22 protein-coding genes are annotated in these 20,249 nt (G+C 69.8%); 14 read left to right on the forward strand and 8 right to left on the reverse strand.

Annotated features, from left to right (window positions below; translation table 11 throughout):
* Nucleotides 1–69: 69 nt before the first annotated feature.
* The 4 genes from JJL56_RS29935 to JJL56_RS29950 all read right to left on the reverse strand — a co-directional run bounded on the left by JJL56_RS29935 (nt 70) and on the right by JJL56_RS29950 (nt 7,032).
* The gene (locus tag JJL56_RS29935; RefSeq protein ID WP_200487509.1) at nt 70–2,169 is read right to left on the reverse strand and encodes a glutamine amidotransferase; all 2,100 of its coding nucleotides are present in this window, start codon (nt 2,167–2,169) and stop codon (nt 70–72) included.
* Nucleotides 2,166–4,904, reverse strand: coding sequence for a DUF4159 domain-containing protein (locus JJL56_RS29940; RefSeq protein WP_200487510.1), 2,739 nt, complete (start codon nt 4,902–4,904; stop codon nt 2,166–2,168). The genes JJL56_RS29935 and JJL56_RS29940 overlap by 4 nt, the downstream gene beginning before the upstream one ends.
* Before the next feature lie 174 nt (nt 4,905–5,078).
* Complete coding sequence (locus JJL56_RS29945; protein ID WP_145627356.1) at nt 5,079–5,978, reverse strand: DUF58 domain-containing protein; 900 nt, start codon at nt 5,976–5,978, stop codon at nt 5,079–5,081.
* Nucleotides 5,979–5,988: 10 nt separating this feature from the next.
* Nucleotides 5,989–7,032, reverse strand: coding sequence for an AAA family ATPase (locus tag JJL56_RS29950; protein WP_425599158.1), 1,044 nt, complete (start codon nt 7,030–7,032; stop codon nt 5,989–5,991).
* A gap of 175 nt (nt 7,033–7,207) precedes the next feature.
* On the opposite strand from JJL56_RS29950, the gene JJL56_RS29955 reads away from it, so the two are divergent.
* Genes JJL56_RS29955 through JJL56_RS29970 form a run of 4 tightly spaced genes read left to right on the forward strand, consistent with a single transcriptional unit; the run spans nt 7,208 to nt 10,079 of the window.
* A complete protein-coding gene (locus JJL56_RS29955) occupies nt 7,208–7,780 on the forward strand; it encodes a DUF1285 domain-containing protein (RefSeq protein ID WP_145627355.1) in 573 nt (190 codons plus the stop codon).
* Nucleotides 7,777–8,451, forward strand: a complete 675-nt coding sequence (locus JJL56_RS29960; protein WP_200487512.1) for a CoA pyrophosphatase — start codon at nt 7,777–7,779, stop codon at nt 8,449–8,451. The genes JJL56_RS29955 and JJL56_RS29960 overlap by 4 nt, the downstream gene beginning before the upstream one ends.
* Nucleotides 8,452–8,464: 13 nt before the next feature.
* Nucleotides 8,465–8,770, forward strand: a complete 306-nt coding sequence (locus JJL56_RS29965; RefSeq protein ID WP_200487513.1) for a DUF6111 family protein — start codon at nt 8,465–8,467, stop codon at nt 8,768–8,770.
* 25 nt (nt 8,771–8,795) lie between these two features.
* Nucleotides 8,796–10,079 carry a CCA tRNA nucleotidyltransferase gene (locus JJL56_RS29970; protein WP_145627353.1) on the forward strand — a complete coding sequence of 428 codons (1,284 nt, stop codon included), beginning with the start codon at nt 8,796–8,798 and terminating at the stop codon, nt 10,077–10,079.
* Between the two features lie 87 nt (nt 10,080–10,166).
* Here the strand turns inward: JJL56_RS29970 and hemF are convergent, their stop codons facing one another.
* Nucleotides 10,167–11,054, reverse strand: a complete 888-nt coding sequence (gene hemF, locus JJL56_RS29975) for an oxygen-dependent coproporphyrinogen oxidase (RefSeq protein WP_247890688.1) — start codon at nt 11,052–11,054, stop codon at nt 10,167–10,169.
* A gap of 20 nt (nt 11,055–11,074) precedes the next feature.
* A complete protein-coding gene (locus JJL56_RS29980) occupies nt 11,075–11,548 on the reverse strand; it encodes a tRNA (cytidine(34)-2'-O)-methyltransferase (protein WP_200487514.1) in 474 nt (157 codons plus the stop codon).
* Between the two features lie 256 nt (nt 11,549–11,804).
* Between JJL56_RS29980 and petA the strand changes: the two genes are divergently transcribed.
* The 4 genes from petA (at nt 11,805) to JJL56_RS30000 (ending at nt 15,120) form a co-directional block, all read left to right on the forward strand.
* Nucleotides 11,805–12,374 (forward strand): ubiquinol-cytochrome c reductase iron-sulfur subunit, encoded by a 570-nt coding sequence (gene petA / locus JJL56_RS29985; RefSeq protein WP_145627349.1) that lies wholly within the window; start codon nt 11,805–11,807, stop codon nt 12,372–12,374.
* A gap of 29 nt (nt 12,375–12,403) precedes the next feature.
* On the forward strand, nt 12,404–13,672 hold the full coding sequence (locus JJL56_RS29990) for a cytochrome b (protein ID WP_145627348.1): 1,269 nt from the start codon (nt 12,404–12,406) through the stop codon (nt 13,670–13,672).
* Entirely contained in the window at nt 13,672–14,436 is a 765-nt protein-coding gene (locus JJL56_RS29995) for a cytochrome c1 (RefSeq protein WP_200487515.1), read from the forward strand. The genes JJL56_RS29990 and JJL56_RS29995 overlap by 1 nt, the downstream gene beginning before the upstream one ends.
* A gap of 132 nt (nt 14,437–14,568) precedes the next feature.
* Entirely contained in the window at nt 14,569–15,120 is a 552-nt protein-coding gene (locus tag JJL56_RS30000) for a DUF924 family protein (RefSeq protein ID WP_145627344.1), read from the forward strand.
* Here the strand turns inward: JJL56_RS30000 and JJL56_RS30005 are convergent.
* Nucleotides 15,095–15,649, reverse strand: coding sequence for a response regulator (locus JJL56_RS30005; protein WP_145627343.1), 555 nt, complete (start codon nt 15,647–15,649; stop codon nt 15,095–15,097). The two genes, JJL56_RS30000 and JJL56_RS30005, sit on opposite strands and share 26 nt — an antisense overlap.
* 184 nt (nt 15,650–15,833) lie before the next feature.
* On the opposite strand from JJL56_RS30005, the gene JJL56_RS30010 reads away from it, so the two are divergent.
* Nucleotides 15,834–16,238: a DUF423 domain-containing protein gene (locus tag JJL56_RS30010; protein ID WP_145627341.1), complete on the forward strand. Its 405-nt coding sequence runs from the start codon at nt 15,834–15,836 to the stop codon at nt 16,236–16,238.
* An 18-nt stretch (nt 16,239–16,256) separates the two neighbouring features.
* On the opposite strand, the gene JJL56_RS30015 is transcribed toward JJL56_RS30010, so the two are convergent.
* Nucleotides 16,257–16,616, reverse strand: coding sequence for an ArsR/SmtB family transcription factor (locus JJL56_RS30015; RefSeq protein WP_145627340.1), 360 nt, complete (start codon nt 16,614–16,616; stop codon nt 16,257–16,259).
* Between the two features lie 271 nt (nt 16,617–16,887).
* Between JJL56_RS30015 and JJL56_RS30020 the strand changes: the two genes are divergently transcribed.
* From JJL56_RS30020 to JJL56_RS30040, 5 genes are all read left to right on the forward strand, one after another.
* Nucleotides 16,888–17,115, forward strand: coding sequence for a sulfurtransferase TusA family protein (locus JJL56_RS30020; RefSeq protein WP_145627337.1), 228 nt, complete (start codon nt 16,888–16,890; stop codon nt 17,113–17,115).
* Nucleotides 17,116–17,283: 168 nt separating this feature from the next.
* A complete protein-coding gene (locus JJL56_RS30025) occupies nt 17,284–18,213 on the forward strand; it encodes a histone deacetylase family protein (RefSeq protein ID WP_145627335.1) in 930 nt (309 codons plus the stop codon).
* 155 nt (nt 18,214–18,368) lie between these two features.
* Nucleotides 18,369–18,623 carry an exodeoxyribonuclease VII small subunit gene (locus tag JJL56_RS30030; RefSeq protein WP_014198453.1) on the forward strand — a complete coding sequence of 85 codons (255 nt, stop codon included), beginning with the start codon at nt 18,369–18,371 and terminating at the stop codon, nt 18,621–18,623.
* 25 nt (nt 18,624–18,648) lie between these two features.
* On the forward strand, nt 18,649–19,515 hold the full coding sequence (locus JJL56_RS30035; protein WP_145627515.1) for a polyprenyl synthetase family protein: 867 nt from the start codon (nt 18,649–18,651) through the stop codon (nt 19,513–19,515).
* Between the two features lie 18 nt (nt 19,516–19,533).
* Nucleotides 19,534–20,249: 1-deoxy-D-xylulose-5-phosphate synthase N-terminal domain-containing protein (locus JJL56_RS30040; RefSeq protein ID WP_345772661.1), on the forward strand; the 716-nt coding region annotated here is incomplete at its 3' end.

Genomic DNA, 20,249 nt, shown 5'->3' on the forward strand with positions numbered 1-20,249 from the left:
GCAATCAGCGCCGGAAGGGTCGGGACCATAATCGGAAACCCAACCCGATTGCAACAGCTTCGTTGACCCTTACCGCCCCTCGCGCCGCCACGCCATCAGCAGCGCGCCCAACGCCAGCGCCAGCACCGCGCCCACTGGCAGCAACGGCACTTCCGACACGCCCGTTACCGTGAAATCGCCGTTCGCGCGCAGCCCGATCCAGTCGTCGCCGCTCTGCATCCGGTCGGGCTGGGTGCGGCGCACGTCGATGCCGGGGCGCACACCGCCCTCCGTATCGGAAATCCAATGCACCCCGCCGCCGGTCTCGTCGGCGACGCCCGACAAGCGGTCGCCGGTGGAGCGCACGTCGGCCAGTTCCGGCGGGTTGACGGCGCCCACCACGGCCAGGGCCGTGCGCTCGCCGTCGGTGATGCGGTAGATGCCCGGCTCGCCGGCGACCACGGTGGCGCTGGCGCGGCCCGTGCGGTCCTCGGTCATCTCCAGCGTCCGGGTCTCGTCGGAGGGCGTGGTGAGGGTAATGCTGCGCGGGTCGGGTTCGAGGGAGCGGCGCTCCACCGTGATACGGTTGCCGTCCACATGAGCGCGCAGGTCGTTCTCCTCCAGCTCCGGTTCCTTCATCAGCCAATGGGCGAGGCGGCGGAGAAGCTCGGCCTGGGGGCCGCCGCCCTCGAAGCCGCGGCTCCACAGCCACATCTGATCCGATGCCAGCTGCGCCACCCGGCCCTTGCCGACGCGGTCGAGGATCAGCAGCGGGCGGTCGTCGGCCCCGTTCATCACCACCGCGCCGTTGCCCGGCACGACCTCCACCTGATGGAACCAGCGGCCCCAGTTCGGCTCGCCGTCCGGGCGGTCGCCGGGCAGGCCGGCGGTCACCGGGTGGCGGCGGCCGACCTCCGTCACGGTCGGCTTGAAGGGGCGGTCGATGGCTTGGCCGGTCGGCTCCGCCGGCATCACCTGGCCCAGCGGCGTGCGGAACAGCGACAGCGGCGTGGCGTAGCCCTGGCCGGACGCCTCCAGCAGGGCGCCGCCCTTCTGCACGTATTCGGCGATGTTCTCCAGATACATCTGCGGCAGCACGCCGCGCCTGCGGTAGCGGTCGAAGATGATCAGGTCGAACTCGTCCAGCTTGATCTCGAACAGCTCGCGGATCGGGAAGGCGATCAGCGACAGCTCGCGGATCGGGGTGCCGTCCTGCTTCTCCGGCGGGCGGAGGATGGTGAAGTGGACGAGGTCGACCGACGGGTCGGCCTTCAGCAGGTTGCGCCACGTCCGCTCGCCGGCGTGCGGCTCGCCGGACACCAGCAGGACGCGCAGCCGGTCGCGCACCCCGTTCACCACCACGGCGGTGCGGTTGTTGGCGAGCGTCAGCTCCTGCCGCGCCGCCTCGACCTCCATCTCCAGCACGTTCTGGCCGCCATGGTTGACCGGCAGCTCCATGTGGAAATCCTGGCCCACGGGCACGCGGATGGTGCGCGGCGGCCCGCCGTCCTGGCGCAGCGTCACCGCCGCGTCGGCCGACTGGCGGCGCGGCATGTCGTCCACCCGGATGGTCAGTTCCACCGGTTTGCCGACGAGGCCGTAGGCCGGCGCCTGGACGATGGCCAGACGGCGGTCGCCCTCGTCGCGGTTGCCGGTCAGCAGCGTGTGCACCGGGCCGATCTCGGACAGCCGGGCAAGGTTTTCCGGGACGTCGTGGACCTGCCCGTCGGTGATCAGCACCGCCCCGGCCATGCGGCGGCGCGGCACATCGGCCATGGCGCGGTTCAGCGCGTCGAACAGGTGCGTCTCGTTGATGGCGGAGGCGCCGGATTCCGCGTCGCCGGCGCGGACCACCCGCAGCTCCAGGTCATCGAAGGCCTTCAGCCGCTCGGTCAGGCGCTCCAGTTCGGCCTCGGCGCGGGCGCGGCGGTCGCCGATGTTCTGGCTGGGCGAGGCGTCGAGCACGACGATCGCGACGTCCTTGATCGGCTCCCGCTTCTCCTGCACCAGCGACGGGTTGATCAGCGCGAGCGCGAGCACCGCCACCGCCAAGACGCGCAGCCAGACGCCGCGCGCCCGGCGGAAGACGGCCAGAGCCAGGATCGCCAGCGCCACCACGAACAGCGGCACCAGGAAGACCCAGGGCAGCAGCGGCGCCAGAGCGATGGAGGTTCCGTCAAGCAGGGTCACTGGCCGAGCCTCTCAAGGATCGCGGGCACATGGACCTGATCGGCCTTGTAGTTGCCGGTCAGCGCGTACATGACGAGGTTGACGCCGAAACGGTAGGCCATCTCGCGCTGCCGCTCCCCGCCGGGGACGACGGCGTAGAGCGGCTGGCCGTTGCGGTTCGCCGCCCAGGCGGCGGCCCAGTCGTTGCCGCCGATCAGCACGGGCGACACGCCGTCGTTGGCGCGGCCCTCGCGCGCCTCGATCCACAAATTGCCGCCGTTGTAGCGGCCGGGAAAATCACTCAGCAGGTAGAAGGACTTGGTCAGCACATGGTCGGGCGGCACCAGGGCCAGCGGCGGGATGTCCAGCCCCTGCACCATGCCCTGGAGCGCCTGGTTGCCGCCGACCGCCCCCGCCGACTGGTCGCGCGTGTCGAACAGGATGGTGCCGCCGTTGCGCATGTACTCGTTCAGCCGGGCGCGGGCATGGTCGGTCAGGGCGCGCTGACCGCCGGACACCGGCCAGTAGAGCAGAGGGTAGAAGGCCAGCTCGTCGCTTTCCGGATCGACTCCGACCGCCCCTGCGGCCTCCACCGCGGTGCGGCGGGTCAGCACCTCCACGAGGCTTTCCAGCCCGGCGCGCGAGGTGTCGTCCACCGTGCCGTCCCCGGTGCGCACATAGGCGAGATAGGTCTCCGCCGTCACCTTGGTCGATTGCGCGTCGTCGGCGCGTGCGGGCGTCCAGGGCGTCGCGGCCATGGGGAGCGCCGCGCCCAGAGTCAGCAGGAGCGCGGCGGCGGCTCCGGCGCGGCGACGCCTGTTGCCGCCGAACCGCCAGCCGCCGAGCAGGCCGCGCAGCATCAGGGCGATCAGCAGGTCGATCATGGCGAGCGACAGCGCGATGCCGAGCAGCGCCGGCTTCAACGCCACCTCGCCCCGCGTGCCGTAGGGACCGCGGGCGACCCCGCCGGGCATGGCGCCCAGCGGCTCGATCCGCGTCAGCGTGGCGGTCAGGTTGAGGGCGCGGCGGGCCTCCTCGGTGCCGTAGAAACCGGGCGGGTGGCGCGGGCCGAGCACGTCGGCGCCGGCGTCCCCGGCGATGGGGAAGGCGGCGGCCGGCGGCGGCACCAGCCGGCCGAAGCCGTCCAGCACCTCCAGCGGCTCCAGCGTGCCGCCATGGGCGCCGCCGGCGACGCCGCCGCTCAGCGTCACCAGACGGCGCAGCATGTCGACGAACAGGCCGGACATCGGCAGGTTGGACCATTCCGGGCTGGCGGTGGTGTGGACGAGCACGATGTAGCCGTCTCCGCGCTTTTCCGAGGTGACCAGGGGCGTGCCGTCCTGGAGCCGCGCCCAGGTGCGGTCGGCGAGGTCCAGCGCCGGCTCGGCCAGCACCTGCCGCGAGACGGCGACGTCGTCGGGGATGTGCAGGCCGACGAAGGGACTGCGGCCATCAAAGGGCTGGAGCTTCGCCGGCTCCGACCAGGACAGGGCGCCGCCCAGCGCCCGGTCGCCCAGCCGCAGCCGCACCGGCACCAGACGGTCGGGATTCTGGGCCAGTCGCGGGCCGGCGAAGCGCAGCAGCACACCACCCTTGCGCACCCAGTCCTCGATGGTCTGGGCCTCCTGCCCGGTCAGGGCGCCGATGTCCGACAGCACCAGCACGGCGAGGTCGCGCTTGAGAAGCTCGTCCGGCTCGCCGCGGCGCACCTCGTTGTAGGGGGCCAGCGCCCGTTCCAGATAGTGCAGGTCGGACAGCAGCGGCTGGTTCTCGCCGTTGGCGCGGCCCGAGGCCAGCCCGACCGGGCGGCGGCGCCAGCGCTCGTCGAGCAGGACGGTGGCTCCGGCGGTGGTGTCGTTCTCCACGCGCAGGCTGGCGGCGTCGTTGCGCAGCTCCGCCGGCACCTCGAAGCGCACCTCACGGGTGAGCTGCCCGGCGTCGAAGGCGACGGGCTGGCGGGTCAGCAGGCGGCCGTCGGCGCCGGACAGGCGCACGGTGACGCTTTCCGGACGGGAGGCGTCGGCGCGCACCACGCGGGCCGTCAGACCGGCGCCCTCCGACGACGGGGGAAGCAGCAGGTGGGGCGGCTTCTCCGCGGAATCGTCGAGGATTTCGAGGGAGCCCATGCGCTGCAGCGTCTCGGCGAGGCCGCGGGCGCTGCGGTCGCCGATGCCGTCCGACAGCCAGACGGTGTGGGCGGAGCCGCGCGCGGCGAGGCCGCGCACCGCCTCCAGCGCGCCGGCGCGGTCGGTCGGCCAGGGGTGCGGCTCCAGCGCCTGGATCAGCCGGCGGGCTTCCGAGGCGGGCAGGGGCGGGCTGGCCTTCACCGCCTCGCCCCCGGCGGGCCGGGCGGTCGGCAGCAGGACGACCGGGCGGTTCTGCCGCTCCGCCTGCGACACCAGCTCCTCCATGGCGGCGCGGCGGCTCGTCCAGTCGCGGCCCGACGCCCAGCCGTTGTCCACCAGAAGCAGCAGCGGCCCGCTGCCCGGCAGGGCGGCGCGCGGGTTCAGCAGCGGCCCGGCCAGCGCCAGAATCAGCAGCGCAGCGACGATCAGGCGCAGGATGAGCAGCCACAGCGGGGTGCGGGCGGGAGTCTCCTCCCGCGCCGTCAGGTCGCGCAGCAGCCGGATGGCGGGGAAGCGCACCACCCGTGGGGCCGGCGGCGTGACGCGCAGCAGCCACCACAGCACCGGCAGGACGGCCAGGGCGGCGAGCACCCACGGAACGGCAAAGGCGATCGGTCCGAAACCCAGCATCGGCGTCTACGCTGTTGGAGGGTGGGGAATGGGGTGCTTGGGCGTTGCCCCCTCCCTAACCCTCCCCCGCTTTGCAGGGGAGGGGATCTTGCGTATTGGCCCTCCCCTGCGAAGCGGGGGAGGGAGGGGACCCATGCGGAGCATGGGGAGGGTGGGGGCCCCGCGCCGCCCCACCTACACCGCCTCCCGCGCCAGGGCGCCCCACAGCCCGAGCAGGGCGGTCTGGGGCGGCCGGTCGGTGCGGTGGACGGCGTAGGTCCAGCCGGCGGTGCGGGCGAGCGCGTCCAAGCCGTCCTGGTGGGCGCGCAGCCGCTCCAGGTAGGTTTCGCGCACCGCCTCCACCCGCGGGACCAGCAATTCCTCCTCGCCTTCGAAGCCTTCGAACTCGACACGGCCCTCGTAGGGCAAGGTTTCTTCCGCCGGGTCGAGGATCTGCAGCAGATGGCCGCGCACGCCGCGCCCGGTGAGCGCCGACACAGTGGCGTGGATCTCCGGCAGCGGCGACAGCAGGTCGCCGACCAGGACCACCTGGGCGTGGCGGGGCAGCGGTTCGGGCTGCGGCAGCGCGTCGGGGGAATGGGCGTTGCGCGGGTCGGTCATCTGACCGGCCATGCGGTTCAGGGCGAACTTGCCATGGTCCGGGCGCTGGCCGGAGTTCAGCAGGCCCACCCGTTCGCCGCCGCGCACCAGCAGCACCGCGATGGCGAGGGTCAGCAGGTCGGCGCGCTCCCGCTTGGTCGGCAGGCCGTTGACCGAGCGGTAGTCCATGGAGGGCGAGCGGTCGCGCCACAGCCAGACGGTCTGGGCGGCCTCCCACTCGTTCTCGCGCACATAGACCGGCTGGGTCTTGCCGGACTGCCGCCAGTCGATCATTTGCGGCGAGTCGCCGGGCTGGTAGCGGCGGAACTGCCAGAAGGTCTCGCCCAGCCCGACGCGCCGCCGTCCGTGCACGCCCTGCGCCACCGTGGAGGCGACGCGCTCCGCCGCGACCAGAAGCGGCGGCAGGGTGGCGGCCAGCCCCTCCGCGCGCTGCTGCGCCCGCAGGGTGGTGGCGCCGAGAGTGGGGGAGGCCATCGGCGGGTCCTTACGACAGCGGGGCGCAGAGGCGGTTGATGATGTCGTCCAGCGTGATCCCGTCCGCCCGCGCCGCGAAGTTCAGTGCCATGCGGTGGCGCAGCACGGGCTTCGCCAGGGCCACCACGTCGTCCAGCGACGGCGCCAGCCGCCCGTCCAGCACCGCGCGGGCGCGGGCGGCGAGCATCAGCGCCTGGCTGGCGCGCGGGCCGGGACCCCAGGCGACGTGGCGCTGCACCTCGGGCAGATCGGTCGCCTCCGGGCGGCCGCGCCGCACGAGGTCGAGGATGCCGTCGACGACGCCTTCACTGACCGGCACGCGGCGGACCAGCCGTTGCGCCACCTGGAGGTCGGCGGGGGAGAGCACCGTCACCGCCTGCTCGTCCAGCGAACCGGTGGTGGCGATCATCATCCGCCGCTCGGCGTCGCGGTCGGGGTAATCGACGTCGATCTGCATCAGAAAGCGGTCGAGCTGGGCCTCCGGCAGCGGGTAGGTGCCTTCCTGCTCCAGCGGGTTCTGGGTGGCCAGCACGTGGAACGGCTGGGGCAGGGCATGGTAGTGGCCGGCGACCGACACGCGCCGCTCCTGCATCGCCTGGAGCAGGGCGGACTGGGTGCGCGGGCTGGCGCGGTTGATCTCGTCGGCCATCAGGAGCTGGCTGAACACCGGCCCCGGAATGAAGCGGAAGGAGCGGCGGCCCTGCTCGTTCTCCTCCAGCACCTCCGACCCCAGGATGTCGGCGGGCATCAGGTCGGGCGTGCACTGGATGCGCTTCTCCGCGAGACCCAGCACAGTCCCCAGCGTCTCGACCAATCGCGTCTTGGCGAGGCCCGGCACGCCGATCAGCAGCACATGGCCGCCCGCCAGGAGCGTGATCAGGGTGAGGTCGACGACCTCCTGCTGGCCGAAGATGATACGGCCGATGCGGTCGCGCACATGGGTCAGCCGTCCGCCCAGCGCCTCGATCTCCGCCATGAGCTGGTGCGGGTTCTCGCCGGCGGGAAAGTTCTGGCCCGGATTGGCCCCCGGATTGACGGCGTCGGTTGCGCTCACGTCTCTGCTCCCGTTTAAGACCATGCACTCGGTGGGCAATCATGACCGCTGAGGTCGAAACGGCCATCGTGGCAAATCCGCCAGTCCGGACCTATGTGACGAGTATGGCGAAATTACGTTGCGCGGCCAGTTCCCTCTGCGCCCCTCACGCCCTAAAAACACGAGAAGGCTAGCGATGAAGGTCGGCAATGATGGGGCGAATGACAAGCGCCCAAATGAAACGCGCCCAGGTGACGAGAGCGGCGAGAGCCTGCCCCTGACCGTAAGGGACCAGCGGTTCGACATCCGCATCGCCCGCGACGGCACCTGGTTCCATGAGGGCGACCCGATCCGGCGGATCGAACTGGTGAAGCTCTTCGCCACCGTCCTGCGGCGCGACGAGGCGGGCGACTTCTGGCTGGTCACCCCGGTCGAGCGTGGGCGGATCGTGGTTGAGGACACCCCGTTCGTCGCCGTGGAAATGGCCGCAAGCGGAAGCGGAGACGAACAGGCGCTGTCATTCCGTACAAATTTAGACGAATGGGTCGAATGCGGGCCGGATCATCCGATCAGAGTCGTCCACAATCCTGAAAATGGCGAACCGACGCCCTATATTCTCATAAGAAACGGGCTCGAAGCGCGAATTCTCCGGCCGGTCTACTACGAAATGGTGGACCGGGCCGACACGCGCGGCCATGATGGTGAGGCTGAGGTGGGGGTATGGAGCAAGAAGGTCTTCTTCGCGCTGGGCAGGCTGCCTGGCGAGTGAGTCTCGACGAGGTCCGCAAGCGCTTTCCGGGAAGCGCCGCCGCCGGCCTGCGCCCCGTCAAGGTGCGCGGCGACCATGATCTGAATCCCGGTTTCGAGCCCTCGCACGGCAAGCTGCGGGAGGCCGCCGTCCTGGTGCCGCTGGTCGACCGTCCGGAGGAACCGACGGTCATCTTCACCCAGCGGACCGCCAACCTGACCGCCCATGCCGGGCAGATCAGCTTTCCCGGCGGTCGGATGGAGAGCGACGACCGCGACCCGGAAGACACCGCCCTGCGCGAGACCGAGGAGGAGATCGGGCTGGCGCGCGACCGGATCGAGGTGCTGGGGCGGCTCGACACCTACGTGACGCGCACCGGCTTCCGGGTGATCCCGGTGGTCGGGCTGGTGCGCCCGCCCTTCCAGATGACTCCCGACCCGACCGAAGTGGCCGAGGTGTTCGAAGTGCCTCTGGCCGCCATTCTCGACCCGACCAACCCGCAGCGCCACAGCCGCGAGTTCCAGGGCGCGCAACGCTATTTCTACGCCTTCCCCTACCAGCAACGCTTCATCTGGGGCGCGACGGCGGGGATGCTGGTGAATCTCTGCGACGTCCTGCGCACCGAGGGGCTGGGGTGTGACGGCCTGGGAACCGATCGCCTGGGCGACCTGCCCGCCGGCGGAACATCGTAAGGCGGGCGGCGCGGTGCTGCGGATCTTCCTGACGGTCATCCTGCCCCTGGTCCTGCCCACGGTCGGCTATGCCCTGTACGTGTTCGTCGTCGAGCGGCGCCGCCGCGAGGCGGAGGAGGCGCACAGCCCGGCCCCCTGGTGGGCGACCGCGCCCTGGCCCTGGCTGGTCTTCGCCGGGGTGGCGGCGATGGCGGTGACGCTGGGGTCCGTCGCCCTGACCAGCGGGGTGGCACCGCACACACCCTACACGCCCGCCCATCTCGAAGACGGGCGGGTGGTCGGTGGCGGGGCCTCTGGTAGCGGGCCATCTGGCAATTGAGCGTCTTGCGGGCTAGCCTGCCGCCATGACCGTCAACGCCCGCATCGCCCTGCAGCCCTGGATGACCGCGCCCGAGACGCGCGCCGTGTTCGACGCCCTGGCCGCCGGAGGGGCGGACGCCCGCTTCGTCGGCGGCTGCGTGCGCGACGCGTGGCTGGGCCGCAAGGTCAAGGACATCGACATCGCCACCCACGCCCCGCCAGAGCGGGTGATGACGCTGCTGAAGGCCGCAGGCATCGGCGCCATTCCCACCGGAATCGAGCACGGCACCATCACCGCCGTGGTCGGGAAGGCTCATTACGAGATCACCACGCTGCGCCGCGACGTCGAGACCTTCGGGCGTCACGCCCGCGTGGAGTTCACCGACGACTGGCGGGAGGACGCGGCCCGGCGCGACCTGACGATGAACGCGCTGAGCTGCACGCTGGACGGCTGCGTCTACGACCCCTTCGGGGGGCTGGCGGACATGGCCGCCGGGCGGGTGCGCTTCGTCGGCGACCCGCGCGAGCGCATCGAGGAGGATGTGCTGCGTCTGCTGCGCTTCTTCCGCTTCCACGCCCATTACGGGCGCGGCGCTCCGGACGAGGCGGCGCTGGCCGCCTGCGCGGAGATGGCTCCGCGCCTGCCCACCCTGTCGGGGGAGCGGGTGCGGGGTGAGCTGTCCCGTCTGCTGGCGGCGCCCGACCCGGCGTCGGCCTGGAACCTGATGATCCGGCTCGGCGTCATGGTTCATCTCCTGCCGGACGCGGTCCGCACCGCCCGGCTGGACGGTCTGGTCCGGCTGGAACACGATCTCGACGAGCCGCCCGAGGCGGTGCGCCGCTTCGCCGCCGTGCTGGACACCGATCGGGCGGGGGCGCTGGCCGTGGCCCAGACGCTGCGCCTGTCCAACGCCGACCGCGACCGCCTCGCCGCCCTGACCGAGCCGCCGATGGCTATATCGCCGTCCGACGGGCCGGTGAAGCGGCGGCAGGCGCTCTACCGGCTGGGCGATGCCGGGCTGTACCGCGACCTCGTGATGCTGGCGGCGGTGGATGCCCCCGGACCGGTGGCGCTCGGCGCGGTGAAGTCGGCGCTGGCGACCGCGGACGATCTGCCGTCCCTGGTCCTTCCCATCGCCGGGCGCGACCTGCTGGCCATGGGGATGCCGCGCGGCCCGGCGGTGGGTGCGTTGCTGAAGCAGGTCGAGGCTTGGTGGATCGCCGAGGACTTCCGGCCCGGACGGGACGAGTGTCTGGCGGAGGCGGGGCGGCGCTTGAACAATCCCTCTCCCGCCCCGGGAGAGGGTGCCCGCGCAGCGGGCGGGTGAGGGGGATGTGCTTGTGCCGAACCTACTGACACGCACAACCCCCTCACCCTGACCCTCTCCCCAGAGGGGAAAGGGAAATGTTCGTGTCTACGGCCACTTCACTTCGGGCGGCATGCTCATCAGAATGGCCTCGGTATTGCCGCCGGTCTTCAGGCCGAAGGTCGTCCCGCGGTCGTAGAGCAGGTTGAACTCGACGTAGCGGCCGCGGCGGATCAGCTGGTGCTCGCGCTGCTCCGGGGTCCAGGGCCGGTTCATGTGGCGGCGGACCAGGGCGGGGAAGACCTCCAGGAAGGCCAGCCCGACGTCGCGGGTGAAGGCGAAGTCAGCCTCCCAGTTCCCGGAATCCAGGTTGTCGTAGAAGATGCCGCCGACGCCGCGCGCCTCGCCCCGGTGCGGCAGGAAGAAGTAGCGGTCGCACCATTCCTTGTAGCGCGCGTAGCAGGTCGGGTCGTGGCGGTCGCAGGCGCTGCGGAAGGCGGCGTGGAAGTCGGCGGTGTCCTGCTCGTCGGGCACCATCGGGGTCAGATCGGCGCCGCCGCCGAACCAGCCGATGCTGGTCACGATGTGGCGCGTGTTCATGTGGGTGGCCGGCACCAGCGGCGAGCGCATGTGCGCGACGAGGCTGATCCCCGACGCCCAGAACCGCCCGTCCTCCGCGGCGCCGGGGATGTTGGCGCGGAATTCGGGGCTGAAGGTGCCGTGCACCGTGGAGACGTTGACCCCGACCTTCTCGAACACGCGGCCGCGCATCACCGACATCACGCCGCCGCCGCCCTCGCCGCCGCCATGGTCGGGGCGCTGCCAGGGCTTGCGCTCGAAGCGGCCGGGCGGCAGGTCGGAATGGGTGCCGGTCAGTTCGTCCTCGATCCGTTCGAACTCGGCGCAGATGCGGTCGCGCAGTTCGGCGAACCAGGCGCTCGCTTGAGCCTGCCGGCCGGTTCTGATGTCCATGGCGTCGGTGGGGGAGGTGGTCATGGGCGGGCGTCCGGCGTCGGTCAGGGCGAGGGAAGGGGCGAGGGTCTCGGCAATGCGGCCGTCTGCCGCAGGGCTTCACCCAACACCATCGCGGCACTCAGCGCAACATTCAGCGACCGGGCGGGCGGCGTCAGGGGGATCACCAGACGGGCGTCGGCCGCATCGTGCACGTCGTCGGGCACCCCGGCGCTCTCGCGGCCGACCATGATCCGGTCGTCCGGCGCGAAGGCGAAATCGGTGTAGGGAACGGCGCCGCGGGTGGTCAGCAGCACCAGCCGCCCGGCCTGCGGCAGCGCCCGGTAGGCCGTCCAGGAGCTGTGCCGGACCAGGGCCAGCTGGTCGATGTAGTCCATCCCGGCCCGCCGCAGCTTGCGGTCGTCCAGAACGAAGCCGCAGGGCTCGATCAGGTCCAGCGGCATCCCGAGTCCCGCCGCCAGACGCATCAGCGTCCCGGCGTTCTGGGGAATGTCCGGTTCGAAGAGTACGAGGCGCATGGAATTCCCTTTTGGTTCAGCGACGTCTAATGGTGCACTGCAAAGCGCGACAAGTTGTCCCGATGACAAAACCTTTTCAAGGCGTTGCCGCGACTGTATACCGCACCCCGGATACCCGGGAGATACAACCCCGGTCGACGCGGCGCGCACCCACCCACCCAGTGAGCGGACATGCCCGTCAAGTCGTGATAAACACTGGTCCACGTGTCATAGGGCGCTTCGGCGCGCCGCGTATGCCTTGAGGAGATTAACGCTTATGGCTCAGACCACGCATCCGCCCGGGACGGGTGGCCACGCGGCCCCCGGCGGCGAGGGGGCTTCCCGCCGTGATTTTCTCTACCTCGCGACCGGGGCCGTGGGTGCCGTTGGTGTCGCATCCGCTGTCTGGCCGTTCATCGACAGCATGAACCCGGCCGCCGACACCCTCGCGCTGGCTTCGATCGACGTGGATCTGGCCCCGGTCCAGGAAGGCCAGGCGATCACCGTCACCTGGCGCGGCAAGCCGGTCTTCGTCCGCCACCGCACGGCGAAGGAGATCGAGGAGGCCCGCACCGTCAACCTCGGCGACCTGCGCGACCCGGCCGCCGACGACGCCCGCGTCAAGAAGCCGGAATGGCTGATCGTCGTCGGCATCTGTACGCACTTGGGCTGCGTGCCCCTGGGGCAGAAGCCGACCGATCCGCGCGGTGAGTTCGACGGCTGGTTCTGCCCGTGCCACGGCTCGCACTACGACACCGCAGGGCGCATCCGCAAGGGTCCCGCCCCGGCCAACCTCGTCGTTCCGCAGTACGCTTTCACGAGCGACACCGCGGTCCGGCTCGGCTAAGCGGCCCTTAAGGTTCTGGAGACCCCAAGATGGCTCAGGCTCACGCCCCCCAGTTCAAGAATCCCGTCGTTAAGTGGATCGACAGCCGCCTGCCGATCTTCACGATGCTGGACCATGAGTACAACCAGTATCCGATGCCCCGGAACGTCAACTATCTGTGGGCGTTCGGTGCCATCGCCGGCATCATGCTGGTCATCATGATCGCCACCGGCCTCGTGCTGGCGATGCAGTATGCCGCGCACACGACCATCGCCTTCGATTCGGTCGAGCGCATCATGCGCGACGTCAACTACGGCTGGCTGCTGCGCTACGTGCACGCCAACGGCGCGTCGATGTTCTTCATCGCCGTCTATATCCATATGTTCCGCGGTCTCTACTACGGCTCCTACAAGGCGCCGCGCGAGATCCTGTGGATTCTCGGCGTGTTCATCCTGCTGGCCATGATGGCGACCGCCTTCATGGGCTACGTGCTGCCGTGGGGCCAGATGAGCTTCTGGGGCGCCACCGTCATCACGAACCTGTTCTCGGCCTTCCCGCTGGTCGGCGACCCGATCGTGACCTGGCTGTGGGGCGGCTTCTCGGTCGACAACCCGACGCTGAACCGCTTCTTCGCGCTGCACTTCCTGCTGCCGTTCGTGCTGCTGGGTCTGGTCGTCCTCCACACCGCCGCCCTGCACGTCTCCGGCTCCAACAACCCGCTGGGCATCGACGCCAAGGGTCCGCAGGACACCGTGCCGTTCAATCCGTACGTCACGGTCAAGGACGGCTTCGCGGTCGTCGTGTTCCTGATCTTCTACGCGGGCTTCGTCTTCTTCGCCCCGAACTACCTCGGCCACCCGGACAACTACATCCCGGCGAACCCGCTGGTCACGCCGGCGCACATCGTTCCGGAATGGTACTTCCTGCCGTTCTACGCGATCCTGCGCGCCATCCCGGACAAGCTGGGCGGCGTGCTCGCCATGTTCGGCGCCATCGCGGTGCTGGCGGCCCTGCCGTGGCTCGACACCTCCAAGGTGCGCAGCTGCAAGTTCCGTCCGATCTACCGCCAGTTCTTCTGGATTCTCGCCATCGACGCCCTGGTTCTGGGCTACGCCGGCGCGATGCCCGCGGAAGGCGTGTGGCTGCTGGTCGCCCGCATCGGCACGGCCTACTACTTCTTCCACTTCCTGATCCTGCTGCCGCTGCTGGGCAAGCTGGAGCGGCCTCTGCCGCTTCCCGCCAGCATCTGCGAACCGGTTCTGAAGGGCGGTGGCCGCGTTGCCGCCGGCGCCCACGCCAAGCCCATGGAGAAGGCATAATGCGCTCTCTGAAGTCTGCCATCCTCTCCGCGGCCTTCGCCCTGGGCCTGGCCGGCGCCGCGCAGGCGTCGGAAGCGGTGCACATTCCCAAGCAGGAGTGGTCGCACAGCGGCGTCTTCGGCACCATCGACAAGGCCTCGGCCCAGCGCGGCTTCCAGATCTTCAAGGAAGTCTGCGCCACCTGCCACTCGGCCAAGCTGGTCCCGATCCGCACCCTCGCGGGCATCGGTTTCAACGAGGACGAGCTGAAGGCGATCGCCTCCGGCTATGAGGTCCAGGCCGGTCCGAACGACGCGGGCGAGATGTTCATGCGTCCGGGCATCCCGGCCGACCGCTTCCCGTCGCCGTTCCCCAACGACAACGCCGCCCGCGCCGCCAACAACGGCGCCCTGCCGCCGGACCTGTCGCTGATGGCGAAGGCCCGCGTCGGCGGCGAGGATTATCTCTACGCCTTCCTGACCGGCTTCGAGGAGAACCCGCCGGAAGGCGTGACCCTGATGCCGGGCATGAACTACAACAAGTACTTCCCGGGTCATCAGGTGGGCATGCCCAACATCCTGATGCCGGACGGCGTGACCTACGCCGACGGCACCCCGTCGACGGTCCAGCAGCAGGCCCACGACATCAGCACCTTCCTGACCTTCATCGCCGAGCCGCACATGGATGCGCGCAAGCAGATGGGCGTGAAGGTGATCCTGTTCCTGATCGTGCTGGCCGGCCTGATGTACGCCACCAAGCGCAAGCTGTGGAGCACCCTGCACTGAGCCGCATCGACGGCCCGGTGAGGATGATTGAGACTGGACAGGGCGCCTTCGGGCGCCCTGTTCTTTTGTGGCCCCCGTTCATTGATCGACTTGATTGATCGACGAACCCATTCTCAGGCGAAGGTGGTGCAGATGACCGACAGGCTGATCGACGAGATCGTGGATTTCTGGTTCGACGAGGCGATGAAGCCCTACTGGTTCCGCCAGTCCGACAGCTTCGACCGGACGGTGCGGGACACGCTGCTTCCCCATCACGAAGCGGCGGCGGCGGGCCGGTACGATCACTGGCTGGAGGATGTGGACGGCTGCCTGGCGCTCTGCGTCCTGCTGGATCAGGTGCCGCGCAACGTCTTCCGCGGCTCGCCGCAGGCCTTCGCGACCGACGGCAAGGCCCTGGCGGTGGCCCGCCATGTGGTGGAGCAGGGCCATGATCTGGAGTGCAGCGAGGACGAGCGGATCTTCCTCTACCTGCCGTTCGAGCATCAGGAGGACATGGACTGTCAGGAGCTGTCCTGCACCCTGTTCCGGGAGCGGGTGAGCGATCCGGAGGTCGTGCGCTACGCTGAACGCCATCGCGAGGTCATCGCGCGCTTCGGCCGCTTCCCCCACCGCAACGCGATTCTCGGCCGCGAGACGACGCCGGAGGAGGTGGAGTTCCTCAAGGAACCGGGATCGTCCTTCTGACGGTCCCGCCGTCCGAACCACCAGGCTCCAGCCAGCGCTTCAGCGCGGCCAGCAGCTCGGGGCGGCGGACCGGCTTGGGCACGTAATCGTTCATGCCGGCGAACACGCAGCGGTCGCGGTCCTCGGCGAAGCCGTGGGCGGTGACCGCGATGATCGGCACCGCGGCGCGCGGACCGGTCATCGCCCGGATGGCCAGGGTCGCGGCGATCCCATCCACCTCCGGCATGGCGACGTCCATCAGCACGGCGTCGTAGGGCGTTTCAGCCATGGTGACGGTGGTGATGGCCTCCGCCCCGCCGTCCGCGGTGTCCACGGTGAATCCCGCCTTGCGCATCAGCGCCGCGGTCAGCAACCGGTTGGTGGGGCTGTCGTCAACCACCAGAAGTCGTCCGCCGCGTGCCGTCGCCCAGGCGATCAACTGGTCCTCCGCGGGCGACGGCGTGACGGCCGAGGACGCCGGAGCGGCGGGGGGCGCCGCCTCGGCGTGGGAATCGTCTTGCGGCTGTCGGTGCAGAATGGTGTGGTTCACGACGAGCCTTTGGCATTTTGCAAATCAATTTGCGCCGGACCGCCGAAGACTCCCGGTTTCCCGAGGGGTTAAGATGGCCGGCCTGCCCGAGGCAAGCAAAGGGTGGGCCAGTTGGTTACGAGATCGAACTTTTCCCGCCGCCCGCAATGGGAGGCTTGGGGGAAAGCCTGTGTGGAGAGGACGTATGGGATTGGTTGATCGGCTCTGGGTGGCCTTCGCGGCCCTGAACGGTGCAGTCGCGGTGGGGGCCGGCGCTTATGCCAGCCACGGCCTTGCCGGTGATCCGCGCGGGCAGGAACTGTTCCGGCTGGCCGGGCAATACCAGATGTGGCACGCCCTGGCCCTGGTCGCCCTGGTCGCGCTGCTGCGCACCGCCGACGGCCCGGCGCGCCTGGCGCTGCGTCTGTCGGGGTGGCTGTTCGTGGCCGGAATCCTGCTGTTCAGCGGAACGCTCTACGCCACGGCAACCGGCGGTCCGCTCTCCTTCGCCATGACGGCCCCGACCGGGGGCAGCGCCTTCATCCTGGGCTGGCTGGTCCTGGCCCTGGCGGTTCTTCTGTTCGGACGGCGATTCCTCGGAAAAGCCTGAGCCGAGGAGGAGCGGCGCTCAGACCGAAGCGCCGCTGGGCTCCTCGGCGGAGGCGGGGGACTCTTCGTCCTTCTTGCGGCCGACGGGCGCGCAGAACAGATCATGGAGAGTCGCCATGATGGTCTGCGCCTCGTGCCCGTTCAGCGAGTAATAGATGTTCTGGGCGGCGCGGCGCGTCCGCACCAGCTTGTCGCGGCGCAGGCGGGCCAGATGCTGGGACAGGGCCGACTGGCTGAGGTCGACCAGTTCCTCCAACTCGCCGACCGACTTCTCGCCCTCGGTCAGGTAGCACAGGATGAGCAGGCGGCGCTCGTTGCTCATGGCTTTGAGCAGCGTGCTGGCCCGCCGTGCGTTGCTCTGCAGATCGGCAATGTTCATGAAACGACCGTTTCCATCGGCGCCAGGCAACAGCGAACCGTTGCGCCCAATCACTGCGCCGCAGCACCGCCGTTTATCGTTCGTGTTCAATCATATGGAAGAGTGTACCGCGCTGTCTACCCGTGGATGTCCCGTAGTCGAAAGAATGTTCCCCGTTCCGCGAAGCCCCGGCCGGTGAAATCACGGTTCAACGGGTTGAGGCGGGCGCGCCGCCGTTCTAGACTCGCCGTCTGGAAGTGTTGCAGCGGTGTCCGAAGGAGTGCAAGGAACGATGGCCGACCAGACGCTCGACGCCAAGGGGCTGCAATGCCCGCTGCCGGTGCTGCGCGCGCGCAAGGCGCTGAAGACGGTGCCGCCCGGATCGACGCTGACCGTCGAGGCGACCGACCCCGGCGCGCCCAAGGATTTCGCCGCCTTTTGCGAGGCCACCGGCAACCGGCTGGCCTCCAGCGTGGAGGAGGGGGGCGTCTACCGTTTCGTGATCGAACGCTGCGCCTGACGGCGCCGCGAAACGGGACGGCTTGCACGTCCGCCGCGCAAAAGGGGTGGGGGCGGCGGTTGGGGGATGTGACGATAAGCCCCGCAATCATCCTGTACTTTCATTAGCGATCCGGGAAGAATGGGTGCAGGGAAATGCCTCGAACACGAACGAAAAAGACAGAAAAGCATGTTCACCACCCTGTTCACCCACGCCGCCTGCCTGGACCACGACACAGGGCTGGGCCATCCGGAATGCGCCGACCGGCTTCGTTCGGTGCTGGCGGCCCTTGAGACCGAAGAATTCTACATGCTCGAACGGCAGGAGGCGCCGCTCGCCACCATCGAGCAGTTGTCCCGGGCGCATCCGCGGGAGCATGTCGAACGCGTCCTGGCCCTGGTCCCGGAACAGGAGCACGCGGGCATCGACGCCGACACGGTGATCTCCCCCGGTTCGGGCGAGGCCGCGCTGCGCGCCGCCGGGGCGGTGGTCGCGGCGGTGGACGCGGTGGCGTCGGGCCATTCGCGCAACGCCTTCTGCGCCGTGCGCCCGCCGGGGCACCATGCCGAGCATGAAAAGGCCATGGGCTTCTGCCTGTTCAACAACGCCGCGGTCGGCGCCTACCACGCGCGGGCGGCGCACGGGCTGCAGCGGGTGGCGGTGATGGATTTCGACGTTCATCACGGCAACGGCACGCAGGACATCTTCCAGCGCGACCCGGACCTGCTCTATTGCTCCACCCACCAGTCGCCGCTCTATCCCGGCACGGGCGACGCGGGGGAGAAGGGCGAGTACGGCAACTGCGTCAACGCACCGCTCGCCGCCATGTCCGGCTCGCCGGAGTTCCGGCACGCGATGACCCACATCATCCTGCCGGCCATCGACCATTTCAAACCGGACCTGCTGATCATCTCCGCCGGATTCGACGCCCATTCGCGCGACCCGCTGGCCGGGCTGCACCTGACCGACGACGACTTCGCCTGGGCCACGCGCAAGCTGGGCGACCTGGCCCGCACCCACTGCGGGGCGCGCATCGTGTCGGTGCTGGAAGGCGGCTACAATCTGCGCGCCCTGGCATCGGCCTCCGCGGCGCATGTGCGTGAACTGATGTACTGCTGAGTCCTCAGGCTCTTCCGGCGGTTCTTCCGGTTAGGCCCGTGGTGGGAGCGTAATACGCCCCCCGCGGGCCTTGCGCATTTGGGGGCTGAGCCATAATTTCGGGTTTCGGTCCCATCGCGGGCACCCCATCGTATGGATCATTGGCCGGATGGATCATGGCTGACCTTGCTAACATTCCCCCCGACATCGCCGCCCTCAGCTTTGAGGACGCGCTGTCCGAACTGGAGCGCATCGTTCGCCAGCTCGAAGACGGGCGCGGCAAGCTCGACGACGCGATCTCCTCCTACGAGCGCGGCACCGCGCTGAAGCGGCATTGCGAGGCGAAGCTGCGCGAGGCCCAGGCCAAGATCGACCGCATCACCGTTGCCGCCGACGGCACCCTCGGCACCGAACCCGCCCGGATCGACTGACGTGCAGACCGACCTCAAGACAGCCATGGCCGACATGGCGGCGGATGTGGAGCGTGCGATCCTGCACCTCCTGCCGACCACCGACCTCCCCGAATCGCGCGTGCTGGAGGCGATGCGCTACGGCTGCCTGAACGGCGGCAAGCGGCTGCGCCCCTTCCTGGTGTGCCAGTCCGCGGCGCTGTTCGGCGTCAACCCGGACTGCGCGCTGCGCGTCGCCGTGGCCGTGGAGTTCGTCCACAGCTATTCGCTGGTTCACGACGACCTGCCGGCGATGGACGACGGCGATCTGCGCCGCGGCCAGCCGACCGTGCACCGCAAGTTCGACGAGGCGACCGCGATCCTGGCCGGCGACGGGCTGCTGACCTACGCCTTCGAGGTGCTGGCCGACCCGGCGACCCACGAGGACCCGCACGTGCGCTGCCAGCTCGTGGCGGCGCTCGCCAAGGCGGCCGGGCCGCACGGCATGGTCGGCGGCCAGATGCTCGACCTGATCGCCGAGCATGAGACCTTCGACCTCGGCACGACGACGCGGCTCCAGCGCATGAAGACCGGCGACATGATCGCCTTCTCCTGCGAGGCCGGCGGCATCCTGGGCAAGGCTCCGCCGCCGCAGCGCCACGCGCTGCGCGCCTACGCCCACGACCTCGGGCTGGCCTTCCAGATCGTCGACGACCTGCTGGACATCGAGGGGACGGAAGCGGAGACCGGCAAGTCGGTCGGGCGCGACGCGGAGGCGGGAAAGTCGACCTTCGTGTCCATCCTCGGGCAGGACCGGGCCCGCTCGCAGGCTGCGATGCTGGCCGTCCAGGCCAAGGCGCACCTGGAGATCTTCGACGGGCGTGCCGATACCCTCAAAGCGGTCGCCGACTTCGTCGTCGCGCGGCGGACCTGAACGGAGGACGTTCCCAACGTGACCCTCAACGACAAGACGCCGCTTCTCGACCTCGTCCACACCCCCGCCGACCTGCGCGCGCTCAAGCCCGACCAGCTCCGGCAGGTGGCCGATGAACTGCGGACGGAAACCATCAGCGCGGTGTCGGTGACCGGCGGTCATCTGGGCGCCGGGCTGGGGGTGGTCGAGCTGACCGTCGCCCTGCATTACGTCTTCCAGACGCCGGCCGACCGGCTGATCTGGGACGTCGGGCACCAGTGCTATCCGCACAAGATCCTGACCGGGCGCCGCGACCGCATCCGCACCCTGCGCACGGGCGGCGGGCTGTCGGGCTTCACCAACCGGTCGGAGAGCGAGTACGATCCGTTCGGCGCCGGCCACAGCTCCACCTCCATCTCCGCGGGGCTGGGCATGGCGGTGGCGCGCGACCAGCTGGGCCGCGACAATCATGTGATCGCCGTGATCGGCGACGGCGCGATGAGCGCCGGCATGGCCTACGAGGCGATGAACAACGCCGGCTCGGCGAACAGCAAGCTGATCGTCATCCTGAACGACAACGACATGTCCATCGCTCCGCCGGTCGGCGCGATGAGCGCATATCTGTCGCGGCTGATCTCGTCGAAGCCCTATCTCAGCCTGCGCCATCTGGCCAAGGACATCGCGGAGCAACTGCCGCGTCCGTTGCGCACGGCGGCGCGGCGGGCGGAGGAGTACGCCCGCGGCATGGTCACCGG

Origin of the sequence: Azospirillum aestuarii (assembly GCF_016632405.1) — a bacterium.
Taxonomy (GTDB): domain Bacteria; phylum Pseudomonadota; class Alphaproteobacteria; order Azospirillales; family Azospirillaceae; genus Azospirillum; species Azospirillum aestuarii.